Source organism: Flavobacterium cyanobacteriorum, from assembly GCF_002251835.1.
GTDB lineage: Bacteria > Bacteroidota > Bacteroidia > Flavobacteriales > Flavobacteriaceae > Flavobacterium > Flavobacterium cyanobacteriorum.
Window position 1 is genome coordinate 1 of sequence record NZ_NOXV01000291.1, and the last position, 11530, is coordinate 11530.

At 31.9% G+C, this 11530-nt stretch carries 13 protein-coding genes and 1 pseudogene; 2 read left to right on the top strand and 12 right to left on the bottom strand.

Translation table 11 applies throughout. The features are described from left to right. The first annotated feature begins 31 nt into the window (after positions 1-31). Both CHU92_RS15600 and CHU92_RS11450 read left to right on the top strand, forming a co-directional pair. On the top strand, positions 32-310 hold the full coding sequence (locus CHU92_RS15600; protein ID WP_129583075.1) for a hypothetical protein: 279 nt from the start codon (positions 32-34) through the stop codon (positions 308-310). A 5-nt stretch (positions 311-315) separates the two neighbouring features. Continuing rightward, positions 316-876, top strand: coding sequence for a hypothetical protein (locus CHU92_RS11450; protein ID WP_094415686.1), 561 nt, complete (start codon positions 316-318; stop codon positions 874-876). A 35-nt stretch (positions 877-911) separates the two neighbouring features. Here the strand turns inward: CHU92_RS11450 and CHU92_RS11455 are convergent, their stop codons facing one another. From CHU92_RS11455 to CHU92_RS11510, 12 genes and pseudogenes are all read right to left on the bottom strand, one after another. Beyond that, positions 912-1490, bottom strand: a complete 579-nt coding sequence (locus tag CHU92_RS11455) for a non-canonical purine NTP diphosphatase (protein WP_094415708.1) — start codon at positions 1488-1490, stop codon at positions 912-914. A gap of 4 nt (positions 1491-1494) precedes the next feature. Further along, positions 1495-1779 carry a hypothetical protein gene (locus CHU92_RS11460; RefSeq protein ID WP_094415688.1) on the bottom strand — a complete coding sequence of 95 codons (285 nt, stop codon included), beginning with the start codon at positions 1777-1779 and terminating at the stop codon, positions 1495-1497. After that, positions 1763-2080 (bottom strand): DUF2752 domain-containing protein, encoded by a 318-nt coding sequence (locus tag CHU92_RS16260; RefSeq protein ID WP_094415690.1) that lies wholly within the window; start codon positions 2078-2080, stop codon positions 1763-1765. Before CHU92_RS16260 ends, CHU92_RS11460 begins: the two co-directional genes overlap by 17 nt. A gap of 52 nt (positions 2081-2132) precedes the next feature. Beyond that, positions 2133-2342, bottom strand: a pseudogene (locus CHU92_RS11470) (IS5/IS1182 family transposase); the annotation flags it as partial. A gap of 132 nt (positions 2343-2474) precedes the next feature. Beyond that, on the bottom strand, positions 2475-3215 hold the full coding sequence (locus CHU92_RS11475) for a LytR/AlgR family response regulator transcription factor (protein WP_094415692.1): 741 nt from the start codon (positions 3213-3215) through the stop codon (positions 2475-2477). After that, positions 3208-3954 (bottom strand): sensor histidine kinase, encoded by a 747-nt coding sequence (locus CHU92_RS11480; RefSeq protein WP_165764648.1) that lies wholly within the window; start codon positions 3952-3954, stop codon positions 3208-3210. Before CHU92_RS11480 ends, CHU92_RS11475 begins: the two co-directional genes overlap by 8 nt. Before the next feature lie 295 nt (positions 3955-4249). Then, positions 4250-5107 (bottom strand): DUF4249 domain-containing protein, encoded by an 858-nt coding sequence (locus tag CHU92_RS11485; RefSeq protein WP_207759845.1) that lies wholly within the window; start codon positions 5105-5107, stop codon positions 4250-4252. Between the two features lie 63 nt (positions 5108-5170). Further along, positions 5171-7552: a TonB-dependent receptor gene (locus CHU92_RS11490; protein ID WP_094415698.1), complete on the bottom strand. Its 2382-nt coding sequence runs from the start codon at positions 7550-7552 to the stop codon at positions 5171-5173. A gap of 727 nt (positions 7553-8279) precedes the next feature. Continuing rightward, complete coding sequence (locus tag CHU92_RS11495) at positions 8280-8996, bottom strand: LytR/AlgR family response regulator transcription factor (protein ID WP_094415700.1); 717 nt, start codon at positions 8994-8996, stop codon at positions 8280-8282. After that, positions 8993-9964, bottom strand: a complete 972-nt coding sequence (locus CHU92_RS11500) for a sensor histidine kinase (RefSeq protein ID WP_094415702.1) — start codon at positions 9962-9964, stop codon at positions 8993-8995. The genes CHU92_RS11495 and CHU92_RS11500 overlap by 4 nt, the downstream gene beginning before the upstream one ends. 2 nt (positions 9965-9966) lie before the next feature. Continuing rightward, complete coding sequence (locus tag CHU92_RS11505; protein WP_094415704.1) at positions 9967-10791, bottom strand: CPBP family intramembrane glutamic endopeptidase; 825 nt, start codon at positions 10789-10791, stop codon at positions 9967-9969. 4 nt (positions 10792-10795) lie between these two features. Continuing rightward, positions 10796-11095, bottom strand: coding sequence for a hypothetical protein (locus CHU92_RS11510; RefSeq protein WP_094415706.1), 300 nt, complete (start codon positions 11093-11095; stop codon positions 10796-10798). Between the last annotated feature and the right edge of the window lie 435 nt (positions 11096-11530).

An 11530-nucleotide genomic window follows, 5' to 3' on the forward strand; every position in this document is an offset into this window, starting at 1 on the left:
AGCTGGAAATTAATTTAATACAATTTTTGTCGTGTACTTAAAAAAAAAATATCTACTTCTTGCATTAGCAGCAATAATTTGCTGTTCTGGATTTACAAGGCGAAAAACAGAATTCTGTTCTTGTGGTACACAATCTACAGGTGTTACAGAATATCAGGCAGGGACAGGCCAGGGCTGTTGTACAGGCCTTGCGGAACCCAAAGCTATGTTTATCACTTATACCCGAAGTGAAGGAGTATGGAAAATTGATGAAATCACTGAGCTTGAAGGTTCAGTTGCCCAAAGAAGTTGCTGTTCAACCAATACCTGAATATTATGAAAAAATTTCTATTGCTATGCATCATAGCCGGGTTTTTTGCATCCTGTGCAAGAGCAACTGCGCAAGGTGCTGAAGTTAATTCTCCAGTATTAGAAAAAAATACTGAAGGTATTATACCAGTGGAGCATCCTTTTTATGATATTATTAAAGATCCTGACAGTTACAGCATAAAAGATATTGATTCTTATTATCGCAAGGAATTTTTAAAAGTTGATACGCCCGATTATATCCCAAACCTGAAGAATTATGCTTTTAAGATACTTATGGAGAAAGGCCTTCCTGAACACGGTACACAGGAAGAAAAATTATTTTACCTCAATGAGCAACTCAGGCTCGATGATAACTTCCCGAATATTAACAATTTTTATTCCTTGTTACTATCTTCCCGTGATTTTTTAAAAGATGAAGAATTAACCGGCATGGCTGATGCTTTTTATGAAAAAAACAATAAAAGCATTGAAAAAGCTACATGGCCTACAGAAACACAAAAGCGTAATAAAGAAAAGACGCTTCGCATGGCTCACAGGAAATTCAGGCTGGATTTAAGATTTCATTAACCGTTTAGCTGAAACAGAAATAGCTGTATTTTCAGCTATTTTTGTTTCTTCATAAAATCAATAAGCTGCTGAATAGCCCTGCCTCTGTGGCTTAGCCGGGCCTTTTCGTCAAGTGTAAGCTGTGCAAATGTAACAGGTAAACCTTCCGGCTTAAACACCGGGTCATACCCAAAACCCTTATCCCCGGCACGCTTCTGTGTAATTTCGCCGTTTACAATTCCCGTAAATAAGTGCTGCCCCCCATATAAATTAATTGCAATAACTGTTTTAAAGCGGGCTTTGCGGTTATCGTTGCCTGTTAGCTCGTGCAGGAGCTTATTTATATTGTCATCCGCATTTTTTTGTTCTCCGGCATATCTTGCGGAATAAACACCCGGCGCGCCGTTGAGCGCTTCTACTTCAAGCCCTGTATCATCTGCAAAACAATTATAGCCATATTTTTGGGTAATGTAATCTGCTTTAAGCATAGCATTGCCCTCAATGGTGGCGGCTGTTTCGGGAATATCTTCCAGGCAGCCAATATCTTCCAGGCTGAGCAACTCAATTTCCGGCGGAAGCTGGTGCCTTATTTCAAGTATTTTGTTACGGTTGTTAGATGCAAATACGAGTTTCATCATATTATAAAATGCCTCCTCCTAAGATTAACCGTATAAAGCCAAGGACAAGCGCTATTGAGCAAAAAATTATTCCCAGCGGCAATTGTTGTGGCCTGTGTACCGGATTGCCATATTCGTCTTTTGGTATCCTGTTGCGCTCGTTGTTATATTCCCGTATTCCAAAAACTAATCCAATGACGGCTAAAGGAATGTTAAACCAGTTAAACCAGCCAAAGCAGGGTATAAATCCAATAAGCATGCCTACGATGCAAATAATACCAAGGATGAGACTAATTTGTTTTTTCATGACTTTTAAATTTTACTATATGGAATGCAGCAATAATGCTGTTAACAATAATAAGAAAAAATAGGATAGCGCCCAATTTATTAGATATAAATGCATCCATAAATTTTCCTCGCGAGAGCAGTATAAAGCTTCTGGTGGAGCCACACATAAAGCATTCGTGGCCAGATTGTTTAATGCTATAACATGTTGGCGTATTATTTAGTATGAAATCTGCGGGTAACACTACAGTAATTACTATACCTGATAACGCCAGGGCTGAGTAGAAGAACCAGGCTATTTTCAGGGCTTTAGAGCATTCCATCAGAGATTTTTTCCAAAGATAAATTTTTTGGACTTCACTAAATTGAAGTGGTTTAAACTTTTATTTTATTAAATTTCTTTAGTGCGATGATTGTAAAAGCCAGGTAATTAAAGCCTAACCAGCTTGCGGTTGTTGTGTCAAATCGATTTAACAACGACCTAAAGCTATCCATCCAGGCGTTTGCCCTTTCGATTTTATACCGTTCCTTATAAAGTAATGGGTCAAAATATTCATCCCTGTTAGCTTTTGCGTTTCGTTTATTAANTTATTTTAGTAATTTCATCTTAAATGTTACTATGATATTTATACTAAAAAGTTATTTTTTTTGAATTTTACAAATAACAATAAATAGATTTCAATTAAAATTGATTAAAGTCAATAAATTTCTAAGGAACTATTTTGATAACCAAGATTTAAATTCACCAACTTTTTCTACCGCTACAAAAATGTTTTCACTACCAAAGTTGGGATTCAAAATTATTTTTAATTTTAACTTTGAAACATAATACATCTCTTGAATTGAGTTTACTGAGATTAAAAACTTTTTATTTACTCTAAAAAATTCTTTCGGATTAATTTCATCCTCAATTTTTTTTAGACTAAAGTCAAGTGGTAATTTTTTACCATCATTCAAGCAAACAAAGGTCAATTTATCTTCTGAAAAAAAATAGGCAATGGAATCAATCGATACTGACTTTAATTGATTATTTAACTTCACTAAAAAACGATTTCGATATCTGGATTCCATATCAATCATCATTTTAGTATAATTAGGAAATGTTGTAAGACTTTTATATTTATCAATACTCTTTTTTAAACTTTGTATTGAAATTGGTTTTAAAAGATAATCAATACTATTTATTTCAAATGCCTTAATCGCATATTCTGAATAGGCAGTGACAAAAATAACAGGACAAGTAACATTGACTTCCTCAAATATTTTAAAACAATAATCATCAGAGAGATTAATATCTAAAAATATTAAATCAGGTATACTTTCGCTTAAATAAGAAATGGCCTCCTTAACTGAATCAATCATTTCAACAACATTCATTTCAGGCTCAATCGATTCAATCATTTTCTTTAATCGCGCTGCTATCAATATTTCATCTTCTATAATAAGAACTTTAATCATAACTCGACTTAATTAAGGGGATTTCTACTCTAAAAATATTATTTTCAATTTTAAAAGAAGGTTCTCCACAATTTAGTAAAACGTATTGTTTTTTTATACTTTTCATTCCAATTCCAAAAGATTCTGTTTTTACAGTATTTATTTTGGGATTAAAATTATTCTCAATTATCAATTGCTCTTCTCTAGTATAGATACTAATTTTCAAAAGATTATGTTTATCAAAAACGGTATGTTTTAAAGCATTTTCAATTAATATCTCAAGCGTTAGAGGAGGTATTAAATAATCTAATTTAGAAACATCAACAGAACTCTCAAGTTTTATTAATCCCTGATGTCGAATCAATTGAAGTTCAAAATAAGAATTTAGTAGTTTGAGTTCTTCTGATAAAGTAACTAAAATTTCATCAGAATTAGTGAGACTGTATCGAAAAACATTGGATAATTCCTCCACAAATTTTATTGCTTTTTCAGGTTCAGTATCAATTAAACTAGTGATATTACTAAAACAATTAAAAAGAAAATGAGGGTTTAGTTGATTCTTAAGTGACATATATTTATCATTAAGATTTTCAATCTCATTTTCTTTTAGCCTTATTTTTAATTCCTTTTTTTCAAATTCGTTTTCTAAATAAATCTCAAATAAATAAATAAATAAAACTACACTACTTACAATAATTAGAATGGCAAAAAAAAGCGTATCAAAAAAGATCAAATCTTCATCATCATTAAATAAGACCATAGAAATTAATCTTAGTAGAAAACTAAAAAATATAATTGTAGCAATACTAACGAAAAAAAGAAATGTTTTTTTGTTGAATAATTCAATTCTTTTGTAAAAATTACTTTCAATTGTTCTCTTTCTGATCAAATAAATTATCAAGATAAAAATAAAACTTAGCGGAAATAAATAAATCAGATCTTGTATAGCTTCATAAAAAGAACTTTCATTATAGTCTTCTAAAAAATTCAAAAAACTAAATACAAAGCAAATTATACTATACAAGATCAATCTATTCTTCATTCCTAAATTAAAATTACTCAATTAAAATACTATCCTCTTCTACATCTACGGCATAAAAATAACCCAAAATTCTATTCTTTGGATTCGTAATATTAACAACATTACTTTTTATGGTAGCAGGGGGAGGGTTACCTATAAAAGATATACCTTGATTACCTGTTTGAGTGAATAACTCAAATAAAAATTGATAGTACTTTTTAGAAATACCTAATTGTTGTGCTTTAGCAAGATCACCAACTACGAATGAAACTTCTTCATTAGGATTAATTCCCACTCTTTGCTGTCCATCAAAAAATTTATCAGACACAATTAATGTCTCAGCGTTTCCTGGGTCAGGTACAATAGTAAAAATATTATTCTTAAATACACGATAATAATAATAATTCTCAACACCTACGGGATCTGTAGTGTCAAATTTTAAAAAATATCCTTCATCCGTAAACAAGGTTTCCTCTTCAAACTCATAATAAAAATTATCAAAGGGAGGTACCTCTGATAAGGTATCTGAGCCTGTATACGTTTCATTATTCCATACTATAGTGATAGTATACGTTTTACCAATTTGCGGCAATAAACTATTCGTTTCGTAAAAACCATTCTGTGTATGTATTAAATTCCATGTTGTTGTTCCATCAGTTATTGTAACCGTGGCATCTGAGACAAATGGGTTGCTAGAATTGGTTAAAAAAGGAAGCGTTTTAGTCAATCTTATTTTTTGAGTAGAATTGCCTGAGTTTCGCTCTATTCCACCTTCAATAACCAATCGCTCAACAGAGTTTAATGAAATATCACTTGTAACATCCTCTTCACAAGAAGTAAGCCCTATTAAAAGAAAAACCATTATAACAAACTGCTGGATTAACTTGTTCATATTCTTTAAATTTTCCATTTTTCGATACTTAAAATTCATTAATAAATATTTTCCGTTTTCATTTTAAAATTTAAATTCATAAGTTACACTCGGTACTATCCCAAAAAAAGATAAGCGAGTGGCTTCTGTATTTCCCGTAGCTGTCTCCACTCCATTTACTTCACTAACCTCTCTAAAGAAAATTGAAGCGGCGTTTTGACGATTGTATAAATTTGCAATACTAAAAATCCACTTTCCTGTTCTATTACTATCTTTTTTTGGATTTAAAGTCGCTGAAATATCTAAACGATGATAAACAGGTAATCGGTTGGCATTTCGATTGCTATAATCAGCAACTACAAGTCCATTCTGTTCATATCTACCTGTAGGATAGGTCACTGGTCTACCTGTACTAAATGTGAAAACACCTCCAAAATCCCAACGAGTATTCGTTTTTAAAAGACCAACTAGATTCAATCGATGCAACTGATCTGCATTGTTAGCATAAAATTCACCATTATTTATTCCGTTAATTCTATTCTCACTTCGTGATATGGTGTAACTTAACCAACCTGTCAAATTTCCCTTATTCTTATTCAATAAAAACTCAATACCATAAGCCCTACCCTCACCTTGAATAATTTGTGTTTCAACATCCTCTCTAAAAAGTAAGTCCGCACCATCTTTAAAATCTGTCACATTCGATAACTTTTTGTAATAGGCCTCCACTGAAAAATCAAATTTATCTTCTTTAATTTTTGAAAAATAACCAACAGCGACTTGATCAGCAAACTGAGGGCGAATATAGGGGCCACTAGGTGTCCAAACATCTAGAGGAGTTGGGGAAGTGGTATTCGTTACTAAGTGAATATATTGATACATTCGATTGTAACTTGCTTTAAACGAGTTTTGATCACTCAACAAATAACGAAGGGAAAACCTTGGTTCTAAAGCATTGAATTGTTTTATTATGCTTCCCGAACCATAGTTTTTTTCACCAATAACTTCATTTTCTTCATAAACACCATAAATTGGATCATAAGTTAACGGACTTCCTGTGGCATACAAGCGTATATTCTCGTTACCCATTCGCATAAAATTTGAAAAACGAAAACCTGTTTGAATGTTCAGTTTTTCTGTTAAGTCAAACTCTGCATCAATGTAAAGTCCATTTTCTAATGCTGAGTTATTTTGAAATTTTTGAGCGATTATACTTGACCCATTTAAAGATGAAATCTCACCAGGATTAAACTTATAGGATGTAAAATCAATTCCACCTTTGATTGTTGCTTTTGAACTAGCATACCATGTTAACTTTGGTTTAAAATTAAAGTTTGTGATATTTGAGTTCCATTGAAACTCTGAACCTGACCGCAAATTATCTAAGGAGTAATCATAGTTTGAAAAAATAAATGAAGATTGAAAAAATAAATTTTCATTAATCGAATTTGTCCATCGTAAGGTTCCTACAATATTACCCCAAGAGGTACCCAAAAATTTAGGCAATTCAAATCGATCTCTACCAAAATACCCAGAAAGAAAAAGTTTATTCTTCTTATCCAAATCGTAATTTGCTTTTAAATTTAAATCGTAAAAGAAAAGTACATTATCTTTAAATTCATCATCTAAAAACGTAAAGGCATCAACGTATGAACGTCTTCCAGCAAACATATAAGACCCTCTCCCATTTCCTAATGAATCTTTTTTTATTGGCCCTTCAACCAATACCCGGCTTAAAATTAAACCTATACCAGCCTCACCATTAAACTTCTTTTTATTTCCTTCTTTCTGTCTTACATCCAAAACCGAAGATAATCGTCCACCAAAACTCGAAGGAATACCACCTTTATACAACTTTACATCTTTGATAGCATCTGAATTAAACACAGAAAAAAAACCAAATAAATGAGAGGCATTATATATTGTTGCGTCATCAAGTAAAATTAAATTCTGGTCAGCATTCCCACCTCTAACATTAAACCCCGACGATGCTTCATTAGTGCTGGAGACACCAGGCAAAAGCTGTATTGATTTAATAACATCTGGCTCACCTAAAATTGCGGGTAGTTTTTTAATTGTTGAAGCCTTTAATGTATTCACACTCATTTCAACATTTCTAACTTTATTTTCCCCTTTTGACTTATTTACAACTACCTCCTCTAAAATCAATGAGTTTTCCTCTAACTTAAAATCAATAATGGTATTTGATTTTATCACTATCTCCTGTTCAATAGTTTTATATCCAATAAAACTTACATACAAAGTATGCTTTCCCTCTTCTAAAGATAGGGAATAATACCCATATTCATTAGTAGTATTACCAGCCTTAGTGCTCGAATAAATACTAACACCTAATAACTTCTCTCCTGTCTTCTTATCCTCCACATACCCTGAAACTGTGACCTTTTTTTGCCCATAACTAAAAAAGGAAAGCAATAAAAAAAACATAAATACATTTTTTCTCATAGTAATTAAATTTAGATTTTTACACAAAACTATACTTGGCTTAAATAAAGCAAATACAGTTTATGATGAACCTTGAAAATGACTGATGAACCACCGATTTTAAGGAACAAAACAATTAACATGAGACTATTTAAAGGCATTCATAGTTTTGAAGAACAACTCTTAAGTCATAGAAAAATCAACCAAACCCTCTTATCTTGAGCGGATTGCTCAGTTACTTTCTACATTTTTAGAGGAACATTACAAGAGATGAACTTTTATCAACAACTAAAACAAACACTGGCAAATATAAAAAGTCAACAAACAACCGCACGGCGCAATTGTGTCACAAAATATATATAGTTCAATACATTTGGGGATAAACTATATTTTAAATTTTGTAATGCATTGTTTATTTTAATTTACTAAGTCAAATGGGTAATAATAGTATAGGAAATTCACAAACTCCTGTTGCAATGGGGAACGAAAAAAACGATAATATTTAGCCTTCCCCTGTAAGAAAGATTACCAAAAAAAATAGATTTTCGGTAATAAACTTCTGTTATTACAGTAATATTAATCATCTTTACGTTTATATGGATGCGTAAATATATAATTTTGAAACTCAAAAACGCCTTTCAATGTTGAACCTAATAAATAAGAAAAACGCTGTAAATTTAAAATTCCCTTCGAATTGTAAGGATAAAAAAATAGCCTACCTAATGCAATCTCACGCAAGCTAAATAACTCACTTGTTAGCTTGTATTAATAGTTCTAAATTTGGTTTAAAGGTAGCAGAAATTGGAATTACTTTTTTTTGAATCATAATCATATTGCCTTCAATTCTTTGAATCTGAGAAACGTTCACAATAAACGATTTATGTACTCTGGTAAATTGCTTTTTGGGTAATTTATATTGAACTTCTGTCAGGGTATCTAATACCATTATTGGCTTTTCATTTAGCGTATGAATTTTTACATAATTCCCGCTTCCTTCAACGAATAAGATGTCTGTAAAATAAAACTTATGTATCTTTTTGTCGGCTTTGAAGAACATGAAAATTGGTTCTTCAGCTTTTTCTTCGGTTTGGGTTGTTGCTAATGATGTGTTGTGAGGCATTAGAATCTTATTTACAGCCTTCAAAAAGCGTTCAAAAGGAATAGGTTTAAGTAAATAATCGGTTATTCCATACTCATAGCTTTCCGCACCAAATTCAGAAAAGGCGGTGGTCAAAATCACTTTAGGGGGATTTTGTAGTGTTTTAAGCATATCCAGCCCGGTTAATGAAGGCATTCTTATATCGAGAAATAACAGATCTATTTTCTCTTGGTGTAAAACATTCAGGGCTTCAAAAGCATTACTACACTTCCCAACCAACTGCAAAGCGTCTATTTGGGAGATGTATTTTTCCAAAATCTGTTGAGCGATTGGCTCATCATCTACAATTAAACAATTGAATTTCATAGCTGAATATGTAAAATGACCTTAAACTGATTAGCTGTTTGCTCTATATCAAGTTGATGTTTCTGAGAATACATAAGCTGAAGTCTTTTCTTTAAATTTTCCAGACCAGTACCGCTTTTTTCAGAATTTTTTGTTGATTCTTCAACTGAATTTATAGCCTCAAAAAAAAGCTCGTTACCTTGTGCCGATAAAGAAAAGTATGCAAAACTGTCAGCTGAAATAGTATTTAATCCGTGTTTGAAGGCATTTTCCACCAACGGAATAAATAGTAAGGGCGCAACGAATAGCTCCTTATTCATTCCGGAAACCTTAAAATTTATATCCGTTTTTTGGCTTAAACGAATCTTTTCCAAACTCAAATAATCATCTATAAATTGTATTTCTTTATTCAAATTTACCAAATCTGTTTTGCTGCTTTCTAACAAATAACGCATCAAATCAGCCAATTTGAGTGTAACATCCGAGGCTTGTTGATTTTGGTTTTGAGTAATTAGTCCATAGAGGTTGTTTAAGGTGTTGAAAAGGAAATGTGGATTGACTTGAGATTTGAGCAATGCCAGTTCTGTTTTAAGTTGTTCGTTTTCTGCTTTTATTAAGAGTTCTTGTTTTCGTGAATACTCTCTGAAAAACTTGAAAGAACTTGTAATTACAACAATGAAAAAAATATTTATGAAGTGCTGAAATAGTGGAAGCTTAAAATTTACGTTTGCTGATGGGATAATGAACCATAATATAAAAGCACCTAAACCAATAGTTAAAACAAGAAGTAATAAGTAAACTAGATAGTTTCTTTTGAAAAGAAATTTTGGAAAAAGTAAATAAAGATTTGCGTAAACTACCGATGCAGAAACTCCAAACAATATGAACCACGTTAGAATATCTCGCGTGTTTGCGTCAGGGTTTTGTTGCCAAAATAGCAAAATGAAGAAGCTCCAAAATGCAAGGTGATATAATACTCTCAACCTCATTTCTATTTTCTAAAAAATTTGTACACCAACCCAACAAGTATCAGTAAAGCAATAATATGAAAACTAAAATAACCCCAATTAATTTCCCAACTAAACGCCTCATTAGTAGCTTCGGATAAATCAACAAATATAAGTGACAAAATTAAATTATTTGCATTATGTGCTCCCGACACAAACTCTATGCTGTTTTGTAGCATTACTATTATTGCAAAGGCAACCCCAAATGCCCAAGAGGATAGAAAACTTTCTATTCCATACCCAAAATGTAACACCCCAAAAATAAGGCTATTCAGTATAACTAAGGTTACTACTTTTTTGATAAACAAGCGCATCCCTTGAAACAAATAACCTCTTAATACTACCTCTTCAAAAAACGATTGAACTCCAATAGCCACAAAGCCTAAAAGAAGTAAAGAAGCGAATTGATAGAGGTTAAAATTAGTAACAAAATCTTCTAATTTTTGGTAATCAAATATTGTAGAGCCAATGAACAATAGACTTCCCCACGCCAAAAAGCCAATGAAATACTGCCTCCAACTAAACGTACCTTTATTAGAGATAAATGACATTTTGGGTCTTTGATGTAGTTTGCTCGCCACGAATAGAAAAGCAAATAGTGCTAAACCAAATGTTACCAAAAAAAGGCTATATGTAAAAAGACCTTTTCCAAAGTCGTTGTCGGGAAACAACTGTTTAATATTTGGAAGGGCTTGCCTTACTATAATATTTAATATGGCTACAACAACAACAACTGAGAATATGCTTAAAGCATAATGCCACCACTTGTTTCTTCCTAATGAAGCATTTTCTATAAAACTACCTTTCATTGCCTTAGGATTTTACCGGTTGATTATTCTTTTTCTTTTCAGTCCATTGAATTGCTCCCCAAAGAATGCTTTTTAGCTCTTGCTTTGTACTATCCACGGCAGATCCAGATAATGAAGTTGAGAACTCAGGTTTTTCAACTTCAAATACAATCGATTTGCTTTTTGGATAATTTTTAGATTTGAAAATTCCCCACAGAAATGAGTATTCCTTTTTCTCATTTTTAGGAGGGCTTTGGACAGTGTTTTGTGCATTTGCCGCAAGTGAAGTCAAAACGACTCCAATAATTAAAATTACTCTTTTCATTTTTAAAATGTTTAAATGTTAATGAACAGTGTAAAATTCTATAAAATGAATTTGCCACTAAAATTAGATTGACCACCTCTTTTATAAATCGTTTCAAATGGGTTATTTTTTATGTAAGTCGGATTTGACTATTCAGAATTTTATAAATCTTTTCCCAAAATAAATTCATTACCGGTTGCAAAGTGTTTATAAAATACACCGTATCCAAGACCTTATGCCAATTTTTGGATGCTATATAACTGTATTAGTCAAAAAGAAGTAAGCAACTACCATTTGAGCTGAATGTTTCATTTATACATTGTCCTAGTGTCAAACCAAAAAATGAAAAAAAGTAAGTCTAACAATTAATCTAATGCAATATTTATACTTTCAAATGATTTTGTAAACCATTTTTAAGTACACGACAAAAATTGTATTAAATTAATTTCCAGCTTA

What these genes read in the sequence shown, in the direction of transcription:
- CHU92_RS16260 (WP_094415690.1), bottom strand. Translation starts at nt 2,080, where the DNA reads ATGGAATGCTCTAAAGCCCTGAAAATAGCCTGGTTCTTCTACTCAGCC.
- CHU92_RS11505 (WP_094415704.1), bottom strand. Translation starts at nt 10,791, where the DNA reads ATGAAAGGTAGTTTTATAGAAAATGCTTCATTAGGAAGAAACAAGTGG.
- CHU92_RS11490 (WP_094415698.1), bottom strand. Translation starts at nt 7,552, where the DNA reads ATGAGAAAAAATGTATTTATGTTTTTTTTATTGCTTTCCTTTTTTAGT.
- CHU92_RS11475 (WP_094415692.1), bottom strand. Translation starts at nt 3,215, where the DNA reads ATGATTAAAGTTCTTATTATAGAAGATGAAATATTGATAGCAGCGCGA.
- CHU92_RS11495 (WP_094415700.1), bottom strand. Translation starts at nt 8,996, where the DNA reads ATGAAATTCAATTGTTTAATTGTAGATGATGAGCCAATCGCTCAACAG.
- CHU92_RS11455 (WP_094415708.1), bottom strand. Translation starts at nt 1,490, where the DNA reads ATGAAACTCGTATTTGCATCTAACAACCGTAACAAAATACTTGAAATA.
- CHU92_RS11500 (WP_094415702.1), bottom strand. Translation starts at nt 9,964, where the DNA reads ATGAGGTTGAGAGTATTATATCACCTTGCATTTTGGAGCTTCTTCATT.
- CHU92_RS11460 (WP_094415688.1), bottom strand. Translation starts at nt 1,779, where the DNA reads ATGAAAAAACAAATTAGTCTCATCCTTGGTATTATTTGCATCGTAGGC.
- CHU92_RS11485 (WP_207759845.1), bottom strand. Translation starts at nt 5,107, where the DNA reads ATGAACAAGTTAATCCAGCAGTTTGTTATAATGGTTTTTCTTTTAATA.
- CHU92_RS11480 (WP_165764648.1), bottom strand. Translation starts at nt 3,954, where the DNA reads ATGGTCTTATTTAATGATGATGAAGATTTGATCTTTTTTGATACGCTT.
- CHU92_RS11510 (WP_094415706.1), bottom strand. Translation starts at nt 11,095, where the DNA reads ATGAAAAGAGTAATTTTAATTATTGGAGTCGTTTTGACTTCACTTGCG.
- CHU92_RS11450 (WP_094415686.1), top strand. Translation starts at nt 316, where the DNA reads ATGAAAAAATTTCTATTGCTATGCATCATAGCCGGGTTTTTTGCATCC.